The 21,911-nt window shown below is 69.8% G+C and carries 22 protein-coding genes; 10 read left to right on the top strand and 12 right to left on the bottom strand.

Annotated elements, in window-relative coordinates; genetic code table 11:
- Positions 1–7: 7 nt before the first annotated feature.
- From IF19_RS0126390 to IF19_RS0126380, 3 genes are read left to right on the top strand one after another with little or no spacing between them, the layout of a single operon-like run.
- On the top strand, positions 8–1,237 hold the full coding sequence (locus tag IF19_RS0126390; RefSeq protein WP_412103920.1) for a 5-(carboxyamino)imidazole ribonucleotide synthase: 1,230 nt from the start codon (positions 8–10) through the stop codon (positions 1,235–1,237).
- A complete protein-coding gene (purE, locus tag IF19_RS0126385) occupies positions 1,234–1,773 on the top strand; it encodes a 5-(carboxyamino)imidazole ribonucleotide mutase (RefSeq protein WP_030115404.1) in 540 nt (179 codons plus the stop codon). Before IF19_RS0126390 ends, purE begins: the two co-directional genes overlap by 4 nt.
- A 9-nt stretch (positions 1,774–1,782) precedes the next feature.
- Positions 1,783–2,973 (top strand): dipeptidase, encoded by a 1,191-nt coding sequence (locus IF19_RS0126380; protein ID WP_030115403.1) that lies wholly within the window; start codon positions 1,783–1,785, stop codon positions 2,971–2,973.
- A 15-nt stretch (positions 2,974–2,988) separates the two neighbouring features.
- On the opposite strand, the gene IF19_RS0126375 is transcribed toward IF19_RS0126380, so the two are convergent.
- Both IF19_RS0126375 and IF19_RS0126370 read right to left on the bottom strand, forming a co-directional pair.
- Positions 2,989–4,176, bottom strand: a complete 1,188-nt coding sequence (locus IF19_RS0126375; protein WP_030121562.1) for a GDSL-type esterase/lipase family protein — start codon at positions 4,174–4,176, stop codon at positions 2,989–2,991.
- Between the two features lie 71 nt (positions 4,177–4,247).
- Positions 4,248–5,591 carry a UDP-glucose dehydrogenase family protein gene (locus IF19_RS0126370; RefSeq protein ID WP_030115400.1) on the bottom strand — a complete coding sequence of 448 codons (1,344 nt, stop codon included), beginning with the start codon at positions 5,589–5,591 and terminating at the stop codon, positions 4,248–4,250.
- Positions 5,592–5,798: 207 nt separating this feature from the next.
- Here IF19_RS0126370 and IF19_RS0126365 point away from each other — a divergent pair, with 207 nt between their 5' ends.
- The gene (locus tag IF19_RS0126365; protein WP_030115399.1) at positions 5,799–6,956 is read left to right on the top strand and encodes an acyl-CoA dehydrogenase; all 1,158 of its coding nucleotides are present in this window, start codon (positions 5,799–5,801) and stop codon (positions 6,954–6,956) included.
- A gap of 300 nt (positions 6,957–7,256) precedes the next feature.
- On the opposite strand, the gene IF19_RS0126360 is transcribed toward IF19_RS0126365, so the two are convergent.
- From IF19_RS0126360 to IF19_RS0126335, 6 genes are all read right to left on the bottom strand, one after another.
- Entirely contained in the window at positions 7,257–7,724 is a 468-nt protein-coding gene (locus tag IF19_RS0126360; RefSeq protein WP_030115398.1) for a hypothetical protein, read from the bottom strand.
- An 88-nt stretch (positions 7,725–7,812) separates the two neighbouring features.
- Positions 7,813–8,037 carry a hypothetical protein gene (locus IF19_RS0126355; protein ID WP_030115397.1) on the bottom strand — a complete coding sequence of 75 codons (225 nt, stop codon included), beginning with the start codon at positions 8,035–8,037 and terminating at the stop codon, positions 7,813–7,815.
- A gap of 120 nt (positions 8,038–8,157) precedes the next feature.
- The gene (locus IF19_RS0126350) at positions 8,158–8,577 is read right to left on the bottom strand and encodes a hypothetical protein (protein ID WP_030115396.1); all 420 of its coding nucleotides are present in this window, start codon (positions 8,575–8,577) and stop codon (positions 8,158–8,160) included.
- 256 nt (positions 8,578–8,833) lie between these two features.
- Positions 8,834–9,664, bottom strand: a complete 831-nt coding sequence (locus IF19_RS0126345) for a helix-turn-helix domain-containing protein (RefSeq protein WP_030115395.1) — start codon at positions 9,662–9,664, stop codon at positions 8,834–8,836.
- Positions 9,661–10,185 carry a DUF6879 family protein gene (locus IF19_RS0126340; protein WP_030115394.1) on the bottom strand — a complete coding sequence of 175 codons (525 nt, stop codon included), beginning with the start codon at positions 10,183–10,185 and terminating at the stop codon, positions 9,661–9,663. The genes IF19_RS0126345 and IF19_RS0126340 overlap by 4 nt, the downstream gene beginning before the upstream one ends.
- Positions 10,169–10,360 carry a hypothetical protein gene (locus tag IF19_RS0126335; RefSeq protein ID WP_030115393.1) on the bottom strand — a complete coding sequence of 64 codons (192 nt, stop codon included), beginning with the start codon at positions 10,358–10,360 and terminating at the stop codon, positions 10,169–10,171. The genes IF19_RS0126340 and IF19_RS0126335 overlap by 17 nt, the downstream gene beginning before the upstream one ends.
- Positions 10,361–10,766: 406 nt before the next feature.
- Here IF19_RS0126335 and IF19_RS0126330 point away from each other — a divergent pair, with 406 nt between their 5' ends.
- Positions 10,767–11,306 (top strand): P-loop nucleotide/nucleoside kinase family protein, encoded by a 540-nt coding sequence (locus IF19_RS0126330; protein ID WP_030115392.1) that lies wholly within the window; start codon positions 10,767–10,769, stop codon positions 11,304–11,306.
- 153 nt (positions 11,307–11,459) lie between these two features.
- Here IF19_RS0126330 and IF19_RS0126325 read toward each other — a convergent pair whose 3' ends face one another.
- Entirely contained in the window at positions 11,460–12,032 is a 573-nt protein-coding gene (locus tag IF19_RS0126325) for a dihydrofolate reductase family protein (protein WP_030115391.1), read from the bottom strand.
- 151 nt (positions 12,033–12,183) lie between these two features.
- On the opposite strand from IF19_RS0126325, the gene IF19_RS0126320 reads away from it, so the two are divergent.
- The 4 genes from IF19_RS0126320 (at position 12,184) to IF19_RS0126305 (ending at position 16,053) form a co-directional block, all read left to right on the top strand.
- Positions 12,184–12,654 carry a hypothetical protein gene (locus IF19_RS0126320; protein ID WP_030115390.1) on the top strand — a complete coding sequence of 157 codons (471 nt, stop codon included), beginning with the start codon at positions 12,184–12,186 and terminating at the stop codon, positions 12,652–12,654.
- A complete protein-coding gene (locus IF19_RS0126315; protein ID WP_234313242.1) occupies positions 12,651–14,354 on the top strand; it encodes a DUF6571 family protein in 1,704 nt (567 codons plus the stop codon). Before IF19_RS0126320 ends, IF19_RS0126315 begins: the two co-directional genes overlap by 4 nt.
- A gap of 33 nt (positions 14,355–14,387) precedes the next feature.
- Positions 14,388–14,957, top strand: coding sequence for a hypothetical protein (locus IF19_RS0126310; RefSeq protein ID WP_234310580.1), 570 nt, complete (start codon positions 14,388–14,390; stop codon positions 14,955–14,957).
- A gap of 85 nt (positions 14,958–15,042) precedes the next feature.
- Positions 15,043–16,053 (top strand): DUF5954 family protein, encoded by a 1,011-nt coding sequence (locus tag IF19_RS0126305; protein ID WP_030115387.1) that lies wholly within the window; start codon positions 15,043–15,045, stop codon positions 16,051–16,053.
- Positions 16,054–16,154: 101 nt separating this feature from the next.
- Here IF19_RS0126305 and IF19_RS0126300 read toward each other — a convergent pair whose 3' ends face one another.
- Positions 16,155–17,471: an LCP family protein gene (locus IF19_RS0126300; protein ID WP_078580897.1), complete on the bottom strand. Its 1,317-nt coding sequence runs from the start codon at positions 17,469–17,471 to the stop codon at positions 16,155–16,157.
- Between the two features lie 117 nt (positions 17,472–17,588).
- On the opposite strand from IF19_RS0126300, the gene IF19_RS0126295 reads away from it, so the two are divergent.
- The gene (locus tag IF19_RS0126295) at positions 17,589–18,158 is read left to right on the top strand and encodes an acyl-CoA thioesterase (RefSeq protein ID WP_030197068.1); all 570 of its coding nucleotides are present in this window, start codon (positions 17,589–17,591) and stop codon (positions 18,156–18,158) included.
- A gap of 223 nt (positions 18,159–18,381) precedes the next feature.
- Here the strand turns inward: IF19_RS0126295 and IF19_RS0126290 are convergent, their stop codons facing one another.
- Both IF19_RS0126290 and IF19_RS0126285 read right to left on the bottom strand, forming a co-directional pair.
- Entirely contained in the window at positions 18,382–19,893 is a 1,512-nt protein-coding gene (locus IF19_RS0126290; protein WP_436293305.1) for an LCP family protein, read from the bottom strand.
- A gap of 231 nt (positions 19,894–20,124) precedes the next feature.
- Positions 20,125–21,894 (bottom strand): LCP family protein, encoded by a 1,770-nt coding sequence (locus IF19_RS0126285; protein WP_030277447.1) that lies wholly within the window; start codon positions 21,892–21,894, stop codon positions 20,125–20,127.
- Positions 21,895–21,911 lie beyond the last annotated feature (17 nt).

The raw sequence follows: 21,911 nt of genomic DNA, 5'->3' as shown, positions 1-21,911 counted from the left end.
GACGCCCGTGAGTGGACGGGCCGGTGGCCGGAGTGCGTCTGTACGGCCGTCCGGAAACCACCGGCGTGGCGGATACCCTGGAGGCGTGACGTTCCCGGTAGTCGGCATGGTCGGCGGCGGTCAGCTCGCCCGTATGACCCACGAGGCGGGCATCCCCCTCGGCCTGACATTCAAGCTGCTCAGTGACACTCCCCAGGACTCGGCGGCCCAGGTGGTGAACGAGGTCGTCATCGGCGACTATCGCGACCTGGACACCCTGCGCGCCTTCGCACGCGGCTGCGACGTGATCACCTTCGATCACGAGCACGTGCCGACCGAGCACCTCCGGGCCCTGGAGGCGGACGGCATACCCGTCCGTCCGGGCCCCGACGCCCTGGTGCACGCCCAGGACAAGGGGGTGATGCGTGCCCGCCTCACAGAGATCGGCGCCCCCTGCCCCCGCCACCGCATCGTGAGCGGCCCGGCCGACGCCGCCGCGTTCGCCGAGGAGGTCGGGGGCTTCCCCGTCATCCTCAAGACCGTGCGCGGCGGCTACGACGGCAAGGGCGTGTGGGTGGTCCGCTCCGAGGAGGACGCCGCCGACCCGTTCCGCGCCGGGGTCCCCGTCCTCGCCGAGGAGAAGGTCGACTTCGTACGGGAGCTGGCGGCGAACATCGTCCGCTCGCCGCACGGCCAGGCCGTCGCCTACCCGGTCGTCGAGTCCATCCAGGTCGACGGCGTCTGCGACACCGTGATCGCCCCGGCCCCCGGGCTGGACGAGGAACTGGCCGGCGAGGCCCAGCAGCTCGCGCTCCGCATCGCCGCCGAACTCGGCGTCGTCGGACACCTCGCGGTCGAGCTGTTCGAGACCCGCGGCCCCGACGGGAAGCCCGGCATCCTCGTCAACGAACTGGCCATGCGCCCGCACAACTCCGGCCACTGGACCATGGACGGCGCGATCACCTCCCAGTTCGCCAACCACGTCCGGGCGGTCCTCGACCTCCCGCTCGGCGACCCGCGCCCCCGCGCCCCCTGGACGGTCATGTGCAACGTCCTGGGCGGCGACTACCCGGACATGTACCAGGGGTACCTGCACTGCATGGCCCGCGATCCGCAGCTCAAGATCCACATGTACGGCAAGGACGTGAAGCCCGGCCGCAAGGTCGGACACGTCAACACCTACGGCGACGATCTGGCGGACGTGCGGGAGCGCGCCCGGCACGCGGCCGACTACCTGCGAGGAACGATCACCGAATGACTTCCCCCTCCGCACCGGCTCCCGTGATCGGCGTCGTCATGGGCTCGGACTCCGACTGGCCCGTCATGGAAGCCGCCGCCAAGGCGCTCGACGAGTTCGAGATCCCGTACGAGGTCGACGTCGTCTCCGCCCACCGCATGCCGCGCGAGATGATCGCGTACGGCGAGCGGGCCGCGGGCCGCGGCCTGAAGGCGATCATCGCGGGGGCGGGCGGCGCCGCCCACCTGCCCGGCATGCTCGCCTCCGTCACCCCGCTGCCCGTCATCGGCGTGCCGGTGCCGCTGAAGTACCTGGACGGCATGGACAGCCTGCTCTCCATCGTCCAGATGCCGGCCGGCGTCCCCGTCGCCACCGTCTCCGTCGGCGGCGCGCGCAACGCGGGCCTGCTCGCCGCCCGCATCCTGGCCGCCTCCGACCCCGCGCTCCAGGAGCGGATGGAGGAGTTCCTGCAGGAGCTGAACGACCAGGCCACCGAGAAGGGCAAGCGGCTGCGCGCCAAGGTCCAGGGCGCCGACTCCTTCGGCTTCGGAAAGTAGGGGCCGGCCATGGACCACCTCGCCCGCGCCCGCGAACTGCTCGCCGCCCACCCCGTCGTCGACGGCCACAACGACCTGCCCTGGGCCCTGCGCGAGCAGGTCGGCTACGACCTCGACGCCCGCGACATCGCCGCCGACCAGCGCGGCCTGCTCCACACCGACCTGAACCGGCTGCGGGCCGGCGGGGTCGGCGGCCAGTTCTGGTCGGTCTACGTCCGCACCGACCTGACCGGGGACGCGGCCGTCAGCGCCACCCTGGAGCAGATCGACGTCGTCGGCGTGCTCATCGCCCGCTACCCGACGCACCTGCGGCGCGCGCTCACCGCCGACGACCTGGAGAAGGCCCGCGCCGAAGGCCGCATCGCCTCCCTGATGGGGGCCGAGGGCGGCCACTCCATCAACAACTCGCTGGGCACCCTGCGCGCCCTGTACGAGCTGGGCGTCCGCTACATGACGCTCACGCACAACGACAACATCGACTGGGCCGACAGCGCCACGGACCTGCCCCGCCTCGGCGGCCTCTCCGCCTTCGGCCACGAGGTCGTCCGCGAGATGAACCGCGTCGGCATGCTGGTCGACCTCAGCCACGTCGCGGACGGCGTCATGCGCGACGCGATCGCCACCAGCACCGCGCCGGTGATCTTCTCGCACTCCTCGTCCCGCGCCGTCTGCGACCACCCGCGCAACATCCCCGACGACGTGCTCGCGGCCCTCCCGGCCAACGGAGGCGTCGCGATGGCGACCTTCGTCCCGAAGTTCGTGCTGCCCGAGGCCGTCGCCTGGACGCTGGCCGCCGACCGCAACATGCGCGAGCACGGGCTGCACCACCTGGACACCACCCCGCAGGCCATGCGCATCCACGAGGACTTCGAGGCGGCCCACCCGCGCCCCGAGGCCACGGTCGCGACCATCGCGGACCACCTGGACCACATGCGCGCGGTGGCGGGCATCGACCACATCGGCATCGGCGGGGACTACGACGGCACCGCGTTCACCCCGCGCGGTCTGGAGGACGTCTCCGGCTACCCGAACCTCATCGCCGAGCTGCTGGGGCGCGGCTGGTCCGAGGGCGACCTCGCCAAGCTGACCTGGCGCAACGCCGTACGGGTGCTGCGCGACGCGGAGGCGGTGGCCCGCGACGAGCAGAGCCGGCGCGGCCCGTCCCACGCGACCATCGCCGAGCTGGACGGCGTCCACTAGGGACAGCCGCAGCCGTCAGCCCCGACCGCCCACCGCCGCGAACGGTCCGCCCGGACCGAAGGCGAACGCCCCGAAGCGCTCGCCCATGCGGCGGTGGGCGGCGGCGTCCGGGTGCAGGCGGTCGGGCAGCGGTAGCTCGGCGTGGTCCGCCTCGCCGTACAGGTCGCGCCCGTCCAGGTACGAGAGGTACGGGTCCGAGGCCGCCCGCTCCGCCGTGATCCGGGCCAGCTCCTCCCGTACGACGCGCAGTGTCAGCTTGCCCGCGGCGGTCTCGGCCGGGTCGCCCAGCGCCACGAACTCCACCTCGCCGCCGCTCACGTCCGGCGCGGAGGGGCCCGGGGTGTCCTCGTGTGCGGGGCACAGGACGGGCGAGACGACCAGCAGCGGCGTGGTGGGGTGGCCCTCGCGCACCGTGTCCAGGAAGCCGTGGACGGCGGGCCCGAACGCGCGCAGCCGCATCACGTCGGCGCCGACGACGTTGATGCCGAGCTTGACGCTGATCAGATCCGCCGGGGTGTCCCGCAGGGCCCGCGCGGTGAACGGGTCCAGGAGCGCGCTGCCCGCCAGCGAAAGGTTGACCAGCTCCACCCCTCCCGCCGCGGCGGCCAGCGCCGGCCAGGCGGTGGCGGAGCTGTCCGCGCACGAGCCCTGGCTGATGGAGCTGCCGTGGTGCAGCCAGACCCGCCGCCCGCTCGGCGCCTCCGGGGACACGGGGGCGTCGGTGCGCAGCCCGAGCAGTTCGACGGTCTCGGTGTACGGCAGCCAGATCTCGACGCGCTTGTCCCGGGCGGGCAGACCGGTGAAGGTCACGGACCCCGGATCGCCCGGGAACACCTCGCGCGCCCCGTCGGACAGGTCGACCATCAGCACGTCGCCGCCGCTCGCCGTGGCCCGCGCGGCCGGCTCCCCGTCCACGTACAGGTCGTACGCCCCGTTCGGGAGCGGCGGGAGGCCCCGGTGGCCCATGACCGTACGCCGCACGTCGAGCGCCACAGCGGTGGCCCGGGTACGGAACACCACCCGCACCCCGGACGGCTGGGCCTCCGCCTGGGCGACCTGCTCGTCACCGCGGGCGCGGGCACGGGCCGCGGCGGGCAGCCGGTGCGGGAACAGCCCGCCGTGCGCGGTGCGCTCCAGTTCGAGCGCGCCGCGCAGCAGGTCGCCGGTCAGGGGGGTGGTGATCCAGTCGTACGCGTCGTCCATGGCCTCAGCCTGTCCGCCGGAGGCGGGGACGATGCCGCACGGCCGGGACGCGTATCCGGAGCAGGCCCGGTCTACGCCTTCGGGCGGCCCATCGCGCGGTAGGTCCATCCGGCCTCGCGCCAGACCGCGCTGTCCAGGGCGTTGCGGCCGTCCAGGATGACCCGGCGGGCCGCCACCTCGCCCAGCTCGGCCGGGTCCAGCTCGCGGAACTCGCGCCACTCGGTGAGGTGCAGCACCACGTCCGCGCCGCGCACCGCCTCCAGCGCCGAGTCCGCGTAGCCGAGCGTCGGGAACAGCCGTCGGGCGTTGTCCATGCCCTTCGGGTCGAACACGGTGACCTGGCCGCCCTGGAGGTGGATCTGCCCGGCCACGTTGAGCGCGGGGGAGTCGCGTACGTCGTCGGAGTCGGGCTTGAACGCGGCGCCCAGCACCGCCACCCGGGTGCCGAGGAACGAGCCGCCGCCCACCGCCTCCCGGGCCAGCTCGACCATGTGGCCGCGGCGCCGCATGTTGATGGAGTCGACCTCGCGGAGGAAGGTGAGCGCCTGGTCGGCGCCCAGTTCGCCCGCGCGGGCCATGAAGGCGCGGATGTCCTTGGGCAGGCAGCCGCCGCCGAAGCCGATCCCGGCCCGCAGGAACTTCTTCCCGATCCGCTCGTCGTGCCCGATGGCCTCCGCGAGCTTCACCACGTCCCCGTCGGCCGCCTCGCAGACCTCGGCCATCGCGTTGATGAAGGAGATCTTGGTGGCGAGGAAGGAGTTGGCGGAGGTCTTCACCAGCTCGGCGGTCGGGAAGTCGGTCACCACGAAGGGCGAGCCCTCCGCGACCGGTACGGCGTACACCTCGCGGAGCAGCTTCTCGGCGCGCTCGCTGGTGACGCCGACGACGATCCGGTCGGGGTGCAGGGTGTCCTTGACGGCGAAGCCCTCGCGGAGGAACTCCGGGTTCCACGCCAGCTCGGCGCCGGCGCCGGCCGGGGCCAGCTCGGCCAGCCGGTCCGCGAGACGCGCGGCGGAGCCCACGGGGACGGTCGACTTGCCGACGACCAGGGCGGGGCGGGTCAGATGCGGGGCCAGCGAGTCGAAGGCGCTGTCCACGTAGCTCATGTCGCAGGCGTACTCGCCGTGCTTCTGCGGAGTGTTCACACAGACGAAGTGGACGTCGCCGAACTCCGCGACCTCCTCCCAGGAGGTGGTGAAGCGCAGCCGCCCGGTGGAGCCCTCGATTCCGGCGACGTGCCGCTGGAGCATCTCCTCCAGTCCCGGCTCGTACATCGGCACGCGGCCGGTGGCGAGCAGCTCGATCTTCTCCGGCACCACGTCGAGCCCCAGGACCTCGAAGCCCAGCTCGGCCATGGCCGCGGCATGGGTGGCGCCGAGGTAGCCGGTGCCGATCACAGTGATCCTGAGGGCCATGAGGTGCTCCTGGGAGGTACGGACAGACGTGCGGACCGAGCATATCCGTGGGCGCGGAGGCCGGGGTTCACCGCCCGGAACGCCGGGTAGCTCCCCGGTGACCCACCCCTGTCGGCAAGCTCACGTGGCCGTCACGTATGCCGCCGGGCGGTCGGCGCACTAAAATCGAGTTACTTAACGGTAGTTAGCATCTGGGGAGTGAGCGTCTTGGCGGGTTCGACCGATTTCGACCTGTACCGTCCGGCCGAGGAGCACGACATGCTCCGCGAGACCATCCGCGCGCTCGCCGAGTCGAAGATCGCCCCCTTCGCCGCCGCGGTCGACGAGGAGAGCCGCTTCCCGCAGGAGGCGCTGGACGCCCTGGTCGCCTCGGACCTGCACGCCGTCCACGTCCCGGAGGTGTACGGCGGGGCCGGGGCCGACGCGCTCGCCACGGTCATCGTGATCGAGGAGGTGGCCCGCGTCTGCGCCTCCTCCTCCCTGATCCCGGCCGTCAACAAGCTCGGCTCGCTCCCGGTCATCCTCTCCGGCTCCGAGGAGCTGAAGGCGAAGTACCTGGGCCCGCTCGCCAAGGGCGACGCGATGTTCTCGTACGCCCTCTCCGAGCCGGACGCCGGCTCGGACGCGGCGGGCATGAAGACGAAGGCCGTGCGCGACGGCGACTTCTGGGTCCTCAACGGCGTGAAGCGCTGGATCACCAACGCGGGCGTCTCCGAGTACTACACGGTCATGGCCGTCACCGACCCGGAGAAGCGCTCCAAGGGCATCTCGGCGTTCGTCGTCGAGAAGTCCGACGAGGGCGTCTCCTTCGGCGCCCCGGAGAAGAAGCTCGGCATCAAGGGCTCCCCGACCCGTGAGATCTACCTCGACAACGTCCGCATCCCCGCGGACCGCATGATCGGCGAGGAGGGCACGGGCTTCGCCACCGCGATGAAGACCCTGGACCACACCCGCATCACGATCGCGGCCCAGGCGCTCGGCATCGCCCAGGGCGCCCTGGACTACGCGAAGGGGTACGTCCAGGAGCGCAAGCAGTTCGGCAAGCCGATCGCGGACTTCCAGGGCATCCAGTTCATGCTCGCGGACATGGCGATGAAGATCGAGGCGGCCCGCCAGCTCACCTACGCCGCCGCCGCCAAGTCGGAGCGCGGCGACGCCGACCTGACCTTCCAGGGCGCGGCGGCCAAGTGCTTCGCCTCGGACGTCGCGATGGAGGTCACCACGGACGCCGTCCAGCTGCTCGGCGGCTACGGCTACACGCGGGACTACCCGGTCGAGCGCATGATGCGCGACGCCAAGATCACCCAGATCTACGAGGGCACGAACCAGGTCCAGCGCATCGTGATGGCGAGGAACCTGCCGTAGCAGGGTTTTCGCAGGTCAGAAGCTGTTTCGAAGGTCCGGAGGCACACTTTTGGCTCTCTGCCCGTTGCGGCCCGATCAGGACCGTTCCTGAGCGTCATGCTGGGGGAATCCTGGGTGGATGCCGGGCTGAGAACGGCCACTGACCTGCACAAACAACACAGCCCCCGGCGTGCTGCCGGGGGCTGTTGCCGTGCGTGGACCAGGCGACCTCTGACGCCTCCGAGGGTCGTCCGCGCCGGACTGCTCTAACCAATCAAACGAAGTCCCGGCCGAATGGCCGGGGCTTCTTTGTTGCTTCGACTATGCGACTGGGCAGGCCAGTTCAGGAATCGCATGATTCGGGGAACACGTCACCACCGCCAGGGACAGATACAAGGGGCGTTCGAGGTAGCAGCCATAGGACACATCACTGCCCGAGTGCAGTCGTTCGGCAGCAGCGTTCACCACCTGGGCCAGGCGCGTGGTGTTTCGGTCCTTCTCCGACGCGAACCGAGGGGCGTGCTCGGCCAGGCGCTCACCGAGCCAGACCGCCGCCTCCTTGGCTTCCTCCCAGGTTCCACGAACGAGGGAGCGGGGCTTGATGAGCCAGTACGCCGTTTCGATGGGCGGCAGATCGACAGTGGGGAACTCCGTCACCACTTCCCGATAGCGCTGGATCAGTTCCGGTCTGCTCCCAGCCGGGGCCGGCTCAGGATGAGGGGGCCGTCGCAATGCTTCCTGGTCGAAACGCTCTTTCGGGCCGGTCCACAGATAGCCGTGGTGGTGCACCTGGTGTTCCCGTTCGGTGTCAGCGGTCGGAGGACCAGTCGGGCCCGACCCAGGAAAGCGGCCGGGCCCGACTGGCGGGGGAGGGGGATCAGACGTTCAGGCCGAACCGCGCCGGGTCGATACCGGCCGCGTCCAGCTCCTCCGTGGTGAACCGCAGCGGCTGCGCGTTCGGCCGCTTGCTGTCACCGAGGGCCCAGGCGTCCTCGCCGATCCGGGCCAGCGTCACGCACCCTTCGGAACAGGGGCCGCCGCACGCCTGGACGAACGCGGCCCTGTTGATGTCGAGCGCGTACAGGTCGGTTCCGTTCTGCATCACTGCACCTTCCTGCTCAACTGATCGCGGCCATGGCTGACCGCCGCCGCCCATACCGGACGGGAGTCTGTTCCCCTGGGTCAGTTGGGGACCGTGCGCGGAGAGGTCAATGGGGAGCTGTCACGTGTAGTTGGGATGCCCGTAACGCTGGTGCAGCCGCATCGCCTTGACGGTCTCCAGCGCCTTGGCCGGATTTCTGGATCGATTGGCCGTGCGAACCCGCTTGCGGAGTGTTGCGTATTGGACGCACGACGCCGGAGCCACCCGACCTGTCCGGGGTGCAAGCAGGTTCGACAGATCCGGAACGGACACGGAGTTCTCCCGAGTGATCTGGAGTTTCCAGGCGCGCGTTACTTGTTGCGAAGGGGCCAACCACTCTCTTCCGCCGCCCTCGGGCCACAGGAAGGCAACGGAGTGCTTCTGCCGTTCGCCCGGCAGTTCCCCAGGGTCCTCGCAGTCCCTCATCACGTCGCGGAGGATGCCGATCCTTCCGGAAGCGTCCTGGACCCGCATACCGATGTCCTCGGCCGTGACGCTCACGGCTGGTTCCCCGCGTGCTCGTCTCTCTGGTGCTGACGCATCCTCACGTTGGCGTCAGATACGGCGCTGTAGTCACCGCCCGAGCGGGCGTTCTCGCGGGCGACCGAGTGAGAAAGGCACGCGGGGCAGCAGGGCACGGGTGACGGCTCGCGCGGCAGCTCCGACAGGCACGTCCCCGCCGGGGGTTCGGTCGCAGGACCGGACGTTCTCTCTTCGCTCTCCATGCCGCCATCTTCGGCGGGTCATGGATGCATCTCTAGCCTGTTTCCTGTTCCCTCAAAAAGTCGTTCCGGATGCCCTCGATCAGATTCCGCATGTCCGCGCCGGCCAGCGCCATCTGCTCGAATCTTTCGAACTTATCAACGTACAGACTTACATCCCGGGGGTCTGTGACGACCACCTCTGCGTGAACCGTTTCTATGGTGACCATTCGGTCGTCACGGATGACGAACGCGTGACTGGCGATTTCCTGCTGCTGAATCGCCAGCGGAACGACACGGATGTCCACATGGGGTAGTCGAGATATGGAAGCGATGCGGTCCAGCTGTGCAGCCATCATCTGTGCCGGGACGATTCGCCAGCGTAGAACTGGCTCCGTGATGACGAACCGGAGCGACTTGGCGTTGTCGTAGAGAATCGCTTGTCGTTCAAGTCGTCCGTTGATTGTCCGCGTGAGGGCGTCCTCACTCAGATTGTGGCGTTTCAGAATGGCCCGGATGTATTCGGGCGTCTGGAGTAGTCCAGGCACGAGTGCGGGTTGGAACAACCGCAGCGTCGACATCTGGGCTTCCAGGGCCTTGGCGGCCTGCTGGCCCTTGTGAACCCCGATGCGCTTCAGGAGCCGCCACGCTGTCGCCTCAGTCGCCGATGCTCGGGCCGCGTCGGTGTATTCGGCCTTGACCTCATCCGATACGCCAATGGCTGTCAGGATGCGCTCAGCGTCCGTTGCGCTGGGTGCCAGCTTGGCATTTTCGATCTTCGATAGCTTGGACGGAGACATGAGAGCGCTGCGGGCCACCGCTTTGGCTTCCTTTCCGGATGCTACTCGCAGCGCCCGCAGGGCGGCCCCAAGCTGTGCTCTGTTCACGTCCCGTACTTGGCCCACCATTCGGGAAATGGCTCGGCGTGGGCAAGTGCCGCGTCACGGTACCGCATGAATTCCGCCGTTCGTTCTGACGGCAGCACTTCCGGGCCGAGATACTTCCCGTTTCCGTCGTAGTTCATCACGGCGACGGATGCCGAGTCGAACAACCAGAAATCCGGGACGTTCTCCAGAGGGTTGGGCTTCTCGGTGATGTCGAGAATGAAGAACTCTTCGCCACCGGTCATGTTCTTCCGGTACCCCCACCCAAGCTCGAACCTAAGATAGTCCGAGAGCGGGCGGGTCAGAACGTGGACCCGGTGGACCCTCTTGCCGTTTTCGGTGTGTGAACGGAGCTCTTCGACCCAGCCCGCGTTGTACTCGTCCGGCTGCGGCTGCCCGGCCAGGAACGCGTGATAAGCGTCCACGCTCCCGGACTTGCTGTAGTCGTCCAGGGTTTCCAGGCGGAATGCCTCACGCTCGAACGAGTCGAAGAGGTCGCCGAGGGTCTTAGATGAGGTTGTCACGAATGGCCTTCTGGATCAGTTCCATCGGGATCTCGACCAGGGTTTCGTGTGCGGGAATCTGAAGCCCGTGGTCGGTCGGTGTCTCGCCCTGAACCAGGAAGGTGCCGCGATCCGTCGCGTAGATCGTCGGACAGTCCTTGATGTCGCACGTGCTGACCAGTTTGGTGACCTTCATGGTCCGGGTTCCCCTCTCCCGTGCCGCTGCCAGGGCCTCGCATCTGGGTTGATGCTCCCGAGGGTGAGACACGCGGGTCAAGCGATCACGGTTGACGGAACAGGAAACCGCGTAACCTGCGCCGAGCTTGCTCATCTACCGCGCGGCCGGTGGTGGTGCCTCCGGCGCGGTCCCTACCTGGGCAGACCGTAGACGATCATGGGGAAATGCTGGGTAGGGCCCTCTGGCAGGGGTGTTCGTGCAGGTCGGAGCCATATGACCTGTAAAGCACCCAGATTTACGAGGGCACGAACCAGGTCCAGCGCATCGTGATGGCGAGGAACCTGCCGTAACTCCCCTCCGCGCGGCACCTCTTGCGGCCCTCGGCGACCTGCCGGGGGCCGCACGCGTCCCCTAGGGTGAGCCGATGATCATCTGGCTGAACGGAACCTTCGGCGCGGGCAAGACCACCACCTCCCACGAGGTGGTCTCGCGCCTTCCCGACTCCCGGCTGTTCGACACCGAGAAGGTGGGGGAGATGCTCAGGCACGTGCTCGGCGTGCCGGAGAAGGACTTCCAGGACTTCCCGCCCTGGCGGGGGCTGGTGGTGGAGACCGCGCGGCAGGTCCTCGACCATGTGGGCGGCACGCTGGTGGTCACGCAGACCGTTCTGGTCGAGGCGTACTGGCGGGAGATCCACGATGGTCTGACCCGGGCGGGCATCCCCGTGCACCACTTCCTGCTCCACACCGACCGCGACACCCTCGTGGAACGCATCGAGACCGACACCAAGCCGGAGAGCGCGGGTGCGCGGCAGTGGCGGCTGGACCACCTGGACGACTACGAGCGGGCCCTGCCCTGGCTGCGCCGGGAGGCGCGGGTGGTCGACACCACTGGCGTTCCGCCCGCCGAGGTGGCGGCGACCGTCCTGCGGGGAGTGCCGTCGGCTGAGGGGCTGAGGGGCTGAGAGGCCGGCGTGGCGGGCCGGCCGGCTGACGTGGTGGGCCGGCCGGCTGACGTGGGCCGGCCGACGGTCGGCTGACGTGGTGGGCCGGCCGGGCCCGTCAGAGCGGCCCGGCCCCCGCCCCCGCTCCCGTCCCCGGTGCCCGCCGCCCGTGCGTCAGCGGACCACCTCGAAGACGTTCTTCTGGATGCCGTTCGCGTACGCCTCGTGCTCGACCAGCTTCAGCAACTGCCGGTCCTTGTCCGCGGCGCTGAACAGGCGCTTGCCCGCGCCGAGCAGCACCGGGAAGACGAGCAGGTGGTACCGGTCGATGAGGTCGGCGTCCGCGAGGTTCCGGTTGAGCTCGGCGCTCCCGTGGACGATGATCGGGCCGCCCTCGGTCTCCTTGAGGGCGGCGACCTCGTCGAGCGACCGCAGAATCGTGGTCTCGCCCCAGCCGGACACCAGCGCGTCGTCGGCCAGCGTGGTGGAGACGACGTACTTCGGCATGGCCCTGTACCCCGCGAACTCCTCCATGCCCGGCCACACGGGGCTGAACGCCTCGTAACTGGCCCGCCCCAGCAGCAGCGCCGCGGCCTCCTCCTGCTCCCGGCCCTTGAGCTCGTACGCCTCCGGCAGGAACGCGACGTCCTTGAACGTCCACCCCGAATTCCGGTAGCCGGGCTCGCCGCCCGGGGCCTCCATGACGCCGTCGAGCGAGACGAACGCGGTGCTGATCAGGGTGCGCATGCGGTTCTCCCGGGTGGGTCGTGGCGGGCCCGGCCGGCGCCCGGTCTCGCCTCTCACTCTTGCGGAAGTACTGACCGTACGCCTGGCGAGAACTCATCGGTCCCGGCCGGCTTCATCCGGCAGCCCCTGGCAGCCCTTAGTCTCCCTTCCCATGACCGAAATCGACACGCTGACCGCCCTCTTCGGCGCCCTGGGCGCGGACGCCGACGCCCGGGACTGGGCCGAGTCCGAGGTCGAGGAGGGGCTGCCCCAGCTCGCCCGCTACCGGCTGCTGCGGACGGTGTGGCAGGACGTCGACGCCTGGAGCACGGCCGCCCCGCAGTGGGTGGACGCCTACCGCGCCGACGGGGCGGCGGCCGGCGCCGTCGACCGTGCCCTCGCCGCCGGGCTCACCCCCGAAGACCTCGGCACCCTGGCCCGCGAGATCGCCCGGGAGACGGCGTTCGGGGTGCTGCACGCCCTGGCCGATCCGTCCGACGGCTCGCTCCCCGCCGAGATCGAGGCGCGACTCCCCGGCTGGCGGCTCGCGGAACTCGACGCGCGGGGCACGCCCACCGGCCGCCATCTCGACGCCCTGCACGAGGACTTCGCCGAACTCGAACCGAAAGGCGTTGCGCCGTGACCCGCGTGGCGGCCCTTGAGGTGTTTCGCGGTGACCCGCGTGGCGACCCTTCCGCCGGGTCGGCCGACCGCCTCGTCCCTCCCGTGCGGCACGCCGCCCACGGCCCGGGCGTCCTGTTCGCGTTCACCTGCGAGGCGTTGCAGGTGCACTCGCCCGCGCGGCGGAGGGCGGAGGCTCAGCCGTGGAGACCGTTTGATCATGCAGGTATCGTGACGCGCGCGAAACTGGAGTCGGGCGGCCGCGACGGCCAGCTCTCCAGTACGGACGCCCGCCTCTACAGGGCGCTGTCCGGCTCGCTCGCCACCGCCACAGGGCCCGACTCCCCGATCGGTTCCCCCGGCGGCGTGACCTCGGCGTGGACCAGCAAGCTCATCACCACGGCCCGCGACGGCAACGGCCTCCCCGCGCGTCACCCCGGCTCCATCGGCGGAGGCTCCGCCACGCTGAAGGACCTCACGGACCTGATGGCCGCGGACGCCGGCGAGAACACCCCGTACGTCCCGAACAAGGGCCCCAAGGAGAAGTCGTCCCCCTGGAAGAAGGACGAGGGCGACCCGGTCTACAGCGAGGCGTTCCTGACCGAGGTCGGCGACACCATCCGTGATGGGGAGACGGGCAACGACGACGCCTACGACGGCGTCATGAAGAACTGGCAGGGCACGCAGGAGGACCCGATGAAGGGCCTCCTGAACGCCATGAGCCGCAACCCGTCCGCTGCCACGCACTACTTCGACCCGAACGCCACCGACAACCTCGCGTACTTCCTGGAAGACCGGAAGTGGCCCGGCGGCACGGTCGAGAGCGAGATGCCGGACGAGAAGCAGTACACCTCGGCCCGCGCCGAACTCGGCCTCGCACTCGAAGCCGCGTCCACGGGCCGTGCGCCCGGATCGGACATGCACCGGGTGCCGGCCCACCACGACGTCGCCGAGACCGCGATCTTCGAGCGGGTGATGAGCGAATACACGACGGAGCTCCGAAAGGACCAGACCGCCGTCCCCGTATCGATGCGGCTGCCGATGGCCGACATGATCGCCGACTACGGCTCCGACGTGCATCAGATCCTGGGCAAGGAGATGGACGGGGCGACCGACTTCAACCAGCTTGAGATCGACCGGGGCGATCTCACCCGGATCATCCGCGCCACGGCGGAGGATCCCCAGGCGTACAAGATGATCCATGCCTCGCGGAGCATGGTCATCAGCGAGGGACTCAGCCACTTTCCCGCGGAGTCCTTCCGTGAAGAGGACCAGAAGCTGCGGGCCTGGGTCCAGCAGTCCGCCAACGTGCTGGGTCATCTCGACGGTGTGCGGGGCGACGTCATCTCCGACCTGGGCCAGGCGGACAAAGATGCCAATGCCTACAGGAAGATGCTCAATTACCACGTTATCGGTGGTCTGTTGACCCCGATTCCGTTCGCTGGTGACGGGCTGCAGCGAGCAGTGGACTGGGGCCTGAGTGATGGCCTGAACGAGGACAACGCCAAGATCGATGCCGAGACTCAGGAGAACAGGATCAACCATTACGAAGATGGCGAGAAGCAGATGAACGGTATGTTGCGCGATACGGCCATAGCGCGAGGCATCTCGAAGAGGGAGCTGGACGCGAGCCCGGGCGAGTACGAGGACCACCTTCAGCCGAAAACGAAGGAGTGGTACCTGAGCGGTATGGCCCAGGCCGACAAGTTGATGGGGCAGTAGCCGATGGACAAGAAGTGGTTGCCGTTGACTGTCGTGTTGGGGGCCGCGACGGTGGCTGTGGTGACGGCGAGTGTGTGGCCGGACGATGTGGAGAAGCCGCAGCTGTCGAAGTCTCTGTGCCATGGTGCGCTCAGCCGGGAGGCGGCGGAGCTGATCGATGACGGCAAGGGGGGCGAGGTCAGCGCGGAGGAATGGGAGAGCAAGGGCAGCACCACGGACTACGCGGTATTCAGAGGCTGCCACGTGCAGCGGGCCAACTCGGAGAACGACGAATACCCCCGAGGAGTCGCCAAACTGGTTGTCGCGGACACCCGTGCCGCTCCCTACATCAAGGAGGGGTCCACCCGGCTCGGCACCGGCTTCGACGGCTGGGCGCTCCCCGACCAGGCCGAGGTCACGCTGCCCGCAGGCTGCGCCGTCCGGATGGGCTCGACCGCTCCGTACATCACGGCGACACTCGCCGTGCCCTCGCAGGACAAGGAGCGCCTGGCGAGACGGGGAGAGACGCCGCTGGTCGACGCGGACACGGCGCTGCACAACAACAAGATCGTGATGCGGGACGTGGCCACCCGGCTCGCCGAGCGGTACGGCTGCGCCGACTGAGGGGCCGCCGCCCTCGCGCGGGAGCCGGACCACCTTTTGCAGGCGAACTCCGGACAGCGGCAGCCGACTTCGGCACACTGAGTGCATGGACGATCACCCGGGGAAATCGCCGGACCATCTGACCATCAACGTCACGCACCGGGACGACCCGCTCTTCGAGGTCGCCGAGGCCGACGCGCTCGCCGCGCTCCGCAAGTACCCCGACATCGTGGTCCGGGGGCCGCTGTTCGGGCTCGCCGAGCAGCGGCCCGGCGACCGGCCGCGCTGGCGGCTGATCGGCGAGTTGGAGAACGGGGCGCCGCAGCTCGCGCGGGACGAGTTGAACTCGCACCTGTGGTTCAAGGCGAAGGACGAGACCGACGACCCGGCCGTACGGCGGTCGCTGCTGGCCGCCGTGGCGCGGCTGGAGACCGCGCCGGTCAACGAGGTGTCGGCGGCCGGAACCCGCTACCGGGTGGTGCGTGCCGACGAGTTCGCCCGGATCGGCGGCGGCCGGCTGGAGCCGCCCCGCCCCACCGACCCGGACTCCGAGAGCTGGGATCCGAAGACCGTCGATCCCTCCCGCAGCGACGGTTTCGTGATCGACCACGCGGCGGCCGTCGGCCTCTCCGAGGGCATCGGCCGGGCGAACCTGCTGTCCCTCTCCTACACCGCCGGCCACTACCCCAAGGACGTACGGGCCGATTCCGAGAAGGCGTTGACCAGCCATCCGGGCGTCGTGCTGCTGCCGCCGACGTTCCGGGTGGTCGAACGGAAGGAAGGCTCCTGGGGGTTGGTGACCGGACTGCACCCCACCCCTCAGGACGCCCGGCGTGCCCTCGTCTACCACCTCAAGGTCTACCTGCCGGACATGGTGGGGATCGACCCCAAGGAGGCCGCCGTCTACGCCAAGGCCGCCGACCGGTTCGCCCAGCGGAAGAGGCCCGACGAACTCCTCGTGCGCGGAAAGCGGTTCGACCTCGTCCGGGTCGAGCGGATGGTGCGCATCGGCCCCAACGGCCCGGAGACGCCGCGCCCCTCCGACGTGGACGAGTACGAGCCCTCCAAGATGCACCCGACCATGGACGAGCACGGCGTCATCACCTACGACGAATAGCGCCGCGGCCCGGCCGACAGTGCCCGGAACGGCGCCGGGGGCCCGACGGGCGGACATCCGCCCGTCGGGCCCCCGGCCCGTGCCGATCAGGGCCGCCGGCGTCAGTCGCTGCTGACGGTGACCTTCTCGTCGTTGTTGAGCTGCTGCACCAACTGCTTCACCTTGGCCTTGTCCCAGACCAGGTTCCCGCCGACACTGCCCGAGATCGGCATGTTCATCGACGTGCCGTCGCCGCCCGTGACGCCCTTCATCGCGAAGAACATGTTGCCCAGCGACCAGAGCGACATGTCCTTGTCCACGATCAGCGTGTCCAGGCCCGCGCCCATCGTCGGGTACAGCTTGAACGGGTTGATGATCGTGGAGGGGGTCGCCGTCTGGCTCGCCAGCGCCGCGAGGAACTTCTGCTGGTTCTTCGTACGGTCCAGGTCGCTGCCGGCGAACGCGTAGCGGGTCCGGACGAAGGCGAGGGACTGCTCGCCGTTCAGCGTCTGCTTGCCCGCCTTGAAGTCGGCCCCCGACTTCTTGTCCTTGAACGCCTTCGGGATGTCCAGCTCGACCCCGCCGATCGCGTCCACGATCTTCGCGAAGCCGCCGAAGCCGATCTCGACGTAGTGGTCGATGTGCAGCCCGGTGTTGAACTCGACCGTACGGACGAGGAGTTCGGGGCCGTCCTCGGCGTAGGCGGCGTTCAGCTTCACCTGCCGGCCGGTCCCCGGGAACTTCTTTCCGGACTCGGAGCCCACGAACGACGGGATCTCGACGTTGGAGTCGCGCGGCAGCGAGATCAGCGTCGGCCCGTTGGAGCCGTCGTGCAGGATCATCATGGAGTCGGTCCGCTTGCCCTCGGCGGAACCGGTGCGCAGCCGCTTCTTCTCCTCGGCCGACATGCCCTCGCGGCTGTCGGACCCGACGATCAGGTAGTTCGTGCCGTCGCCGGACTCCGGCCGCTCGATGACCTTCGAGAGGTCGACCTCGCGCTTGAGCTTCGAGTCGGCCCAGAAGTACGTCGAGACGGAGACCACCAGCAGGACGACCACCAGGGTCAGCGCGCCGAGCTTGATCCGGCGGCGCCAGTCCGGAGCCGGGCGGCCCACGTACCCCCCGTCACCGCCGCCCCGGCGACCGCCGCCGCCCCGGCCGGAGCCGCCGCTGCCGCCGCCGTAGACCTGGCCGGTGTTGTAACCGCTGTCGTAGCCGGGCTCGGGGTTGCCGTAGCCGCCGTCCTGGTAGCGGTCGTCGTACCCCTGGCTCTGCGGCGGTACCTGCGGTCGCTGGGGCGGCATCTGCGGCCGCTGCGGCGAGGACGGGCGGCGCTGGATGTGCGGCATCGCCCGCGCGCCCTCGGGCTGGGGGCTGGCACTGCCCCGCCCGTAGCGGTCGCTGCGGTCGCCGGTCCGTCGATCGGGCCAATCGTTCATCCGAACAGTGTGCCGTCCCGGCCCACAGCTATTACAGGGTGTAAGGGAAATCGCACCAGGGCTGTTGCCAACCTGATGCATTCTGCGGGATCGCGCGGCCCGCATAAGGTGGACGGTATGACAGATCAGGCCACTGGCGTAACAGAACCGGCCAACCGCTCAGAGGAAGAGATTCCGGGCAAGCCGACTGCGGCGTCCCGGACGACCCTCAGCCACATCATGACCGGGAGCGACACCAACCTCCTCGGGACGGTGCACGGCGGCGTGATCATGAAACTGGTCGACGACGCGGCGGGCGCGGTGGCCGGCCGCCATTCCGGCGGTCCCGCCGTGACGGCGTCGATGGACGAGATGGTCTTCCTGGAGCCGGTCCGCGTCGGTGACCTGGTCCATGTGAAGGCCCAGGTCAACTGGACCGGCCGCTCCTCGATGGAGGTCGGCGTCCGCGTGATGGCCGAGCGCTGGAACGAGTCGACCCCCGCCCAGCAGGTCGGCAGCGCCTATCTGGTCTTCGCCGCCGTCGACGGGGACGGCAAGCCCCGCCGCGTACCACCGGTGATCCCCGAGACCGAGCGCGACAAGCGGCGCTACCAGGAGGCGCAGATCCGGCGCACGCACCGGCTGGCCCGCCGCCGCGCGATCAAGGAACTGCGCGAGAAGCGGGCCGCGGACGGCATCGACGACTGAGCGCGGACCGGGGGACGGCGAACGGGGGACGGCGAACGGCCGAGCCGCTACCCGGACCGCACGTGTCGCCTGTGCGTCCGGGGCCGTACGCGCCTCAAGCCGTACGCCGACCCGGCCCGTCCCGCCCCGACCGCCCCCGTACGTGACCGACGACCCGTTCAACCCGACCCGACCCGACCCGTCCCGCCCCGGTCCGACCTGACCCGGCCCGCCCCCGCGTCGCCTACGGGCACACCACCTCGTCCCCCCGCACCGGGGAGAAGTCGCCCGCCGTCTGCCGGCTCTCCGCCTTCACCGGGTGCACCTTCGTGAAGTCCGAGCCCACCGTCACCCGCATCTGCGGCCCCTGGTCCTTCACCGGCTTCAGCTCGCTCCCGGGCAGCGCCGCGGCCAGCGACTTCGCCGAGCGGTCCCAGCGCGGGTCGTACTCCACGAGCGTCCGCTCCCGGTCCCGGGTCTCCCCGTTGAGCGGGGCCTGCGTGGTCGCGAAGCCGGTGGCCCGCAGCGCCTCGTCCACGGACCGGCCCAGACCGTCCTTCGGGGTCCCGTTGTAGACCTGCACCCGGATCTCCTTCGGCGCGACGTCCACCAGCGTGCCCGCGGCCTGCTTCTCCGCCCCGGCCGCCGGTTTCGGCTTCGGCGGGGCCAGCGGCTTGTCCTCCCGCAGATCCGCGAACAGCTTCTCCGACTTCTCCGCGTCCCACCGGACCGTCGAGCCGATGCCCTTGACCGGGAAGCTCGGATCGCCCACGGGCACGGAGGCGAACTCCGACGAGGCCGGCCCGAAGCCCTTCATCGCCTTGCCCAGCGCCAGCATCTGCTCCGTACCGAAGCCCTTGTCGGCCCGGACCGAGCCGAGCACTGTCGTCGAGACCTCCCGGAACCGCACCGGGTTCAGCAGCACCCCGCTGCTCGTCGCCTGCTTGATCAGCGCCGCCATGAACTTCTGCTGGCGCTCCATCCGGCCCAGGTCGGCCGCCACGTCCACATGGCGCGAGCGCACGTACTGGAGCGCCTGGCCGCCGTTCAGCTCATGGGTGCCGGCGGGCAGATCCAGCCCCGTGTACGCGTCCTTCATCGGCCGAGCCGTGCAGATCTCGACCCCGCCGACCGCGTCCACCGTCTTCATGAAGCTGGTGAAGTCGACCTCCAGATAGTGGTCGATCTTGACCTTGGTCATGTTCTCGACGGTCCGCACGGTCAGGGTCGGCCCACCCTCCGCGTACGCCGCGTTCAGCTTCACCGGGTGGCTCTCGTGGCGTTCGCCCGTGGTGCGGTCGGTGTGGGCGGGCATCTCGGCGTAACTGTCGCGGGGGAGGCTGACCACGCTCGCCCGCCGCCGGTCGGCCGACAGATGGACCAGCATGATCGTGTCGGTGCAGTGGCAGGGCGCGCCGCCCAGCCGGTACTTCTTCTTCTCCTCCTTGGTGATCGTGTCCCGGCCGTCGGTGCCGACGAGCAGCAGGTTCGTGCCGTGGCCCCCCTGCGGACGGTTCTTCATGTCCTTGAACGGATCGACCCGGCCGATCCCGTCCTCCAGGCCGCTCACCAGAGCGTGGCCGATCCCGCCCGCCCCCAGCACCAGCACCGAGAGACCGATGGCCACCCGCATGCCCCAGCGCGGGCGCTCGTCCTGCTTCCGGGAGCGCACCGGCCGCGTGCCCTGCGGCGGACGGCGGCGCGGGGGAGCGGGACGGGACTGCGGCGGGCGCTGCGGACGCTGCGGCACGGGCACGGGGGAGACACCTCCGGGGCGCAAGGGAGACACCTCTGCGGTGCAAGGGGACCATCGCACGTTAGGCCCATACGATCTCCGCCCCGGCCCGCGACCCGGCGGCACGCTCCGCTATCCCCCGTTCGCGGTAACGCGGCGGCCGAAAGCTGACGCGCCACGGCCGCGAACACGGCGAAGGGCCCCACCGTTCCAGCGGTGGGACCCCGTCCGTACGCGCGTTCCCCTGTTACGTCACCAGGTGTAGTTCGGATTCACCTTCATGCACGCCTTGTCGTCGTCGCCGTTGAGCGCGCCCGCCGACTCCGGGGTTTTCTCCGTGCCCTTCGACACCGGATAGGCCCCGTCCTCGCGCCAGTCCGCCCCCACGGCGAGCGAGATCCCCGAGACGTCGGTGGACCTCTTCACCTGCGACACCGGAACGCCGAGGGCCTTGGCCACGGCCTGCGCGTCGCCCTCCAGGTCCGCGCTCGGGAACAGGACCGTCGTCCGCGCCACCCCGGTCACGTTGTTCGCGTCGACGGTCGTCCGCGCGAACCCCGCCTCCGTCAACTGGTCCGCGACCTCCCGCGCCCGGCCCGACGCCGGCCCCTGCTGGTCGCTCGCGGTGGCGTTGCGTACGGCGACCACGATCTCGCCGACCGGGGCGGACGGGTCCTTCGCCTCCGCCACCGGCTTCTTCCGCTTCGACCCCTTGCCGTCCAGCGGCACATCGTCGCGGACCATCCGGAACAACTGCTCCGCGTCACCGGCCTTCGGGTAGACCCGGCCGTTGTTCACACCGGTGCCGTACACGTTCGGCATGGTCGACATCGTGATGCGCTTCGTGGGGACCTTCTTGAACTCCTCGGCCAGGTCGTAGAGCTTCTTGACCGTGTCGAGGCCCTTGTCGACGGTCAGCGCGTCGGTGGCCGCCTCCGCGAGGTTCATCAACTTCGCCGGGTCGGTCAGCTTGGTGCCCTTGCGCAGCTCGCGGACCATCGAGTTCATGTACATGTGCTGGGCCTTCGCCCGGCCCAGGTCGGTGTTGTCCTCGAAGCCGTACCGGGTGCGCAGCCACTGGAGGGCCTGCTCGCCCTGGACGGACGTGGTGCCCTTCTCCAGCTTGAGACCGGAGCCCTTGCCGTCCCGCCCCCGCGAGTTGATGTTGGCGTCGACGCAGACCGGGACACCGCCGATGGCGTCGGCCATGGACACCACCCCCGCGAAGTCGATCATCATGAAGTGGTCGATGCGGATGCCGGTCAGCTCGTACCAGGTGGCCACGGTGCACCCCGGGCCGCCGCGTCCCAGGCTCTCGTTGGTCTGCACGTCACCCTGGCTGGCCGGGAAGACCTTGCCGTCGGGGGCCGTGCACTTGGGCATCTTCAGCATCGTGTCGCGCGGCATGCTGATCACCGAGAGGTTGCTGCGGTCCGCCGATATGTGGAGCAGCATCTGCACGTCGGCGAGCGGCGGTGCTCCGAAGGTCTCCTTGGCCCCGCCCAGCTTCTGGTTGGCCTTGGAGTCCCGGGCGTCGGAACCGATGAGCAGGATGTTGATCGGGGTCTGCCCGGCGGCGTTGGCCTTGTGGTCGGCCATCTGCTTGTCGCCGAGGGTCAGATCCTCTTTCTTGATGTTGCCGTTGAGGTGCTCGTAGTAGAGGTAACCGGTCGCCCCGGTACCGAGTATCAGCACGGCGAGCACGGTGGCGCTCCAGCGCAGGACGCGCCGCTTGGGGCTCTTGGGCGCGCGGCGGCTGCTGGCGCCCCGGGCGCCGCCCCCGCCTCCCCGCCGGCCCTGCGCCGACCGGCGGCCGCCGCCCTCGGACCTCTTCGCCTTCGGCTCCGCGCCCGAGGCCGCCTCCGGGCCGCGGCCGGCGTCCCCCGCGGCGCCCCCCGGCGCCTCGCCGCCCTTCTCGTACAGGCTCTCGTCCCAGCCGAGTTCATCGGCTCGGTCGGCGCGGCGTACGCGTGACCGCGTCCGCTCCCCGGGCGTGCTGCTCCGTCCCACCGGACCCCCCATGCTGTTCAGATTTCCGC

It is taken from the genome of Streptomyces californicus (genome assembly GCF_000717645.1).
GTDB classification, from domain to species: Bacteria; Actinomycetota; Actinomycetes; order Streptomycetales; family Streptomycetaceae; genus Streptomyces; species Streptomyces californicus.
This window is presented reverse-complemented; position numbering and strand designations above follow the sequence as displayed.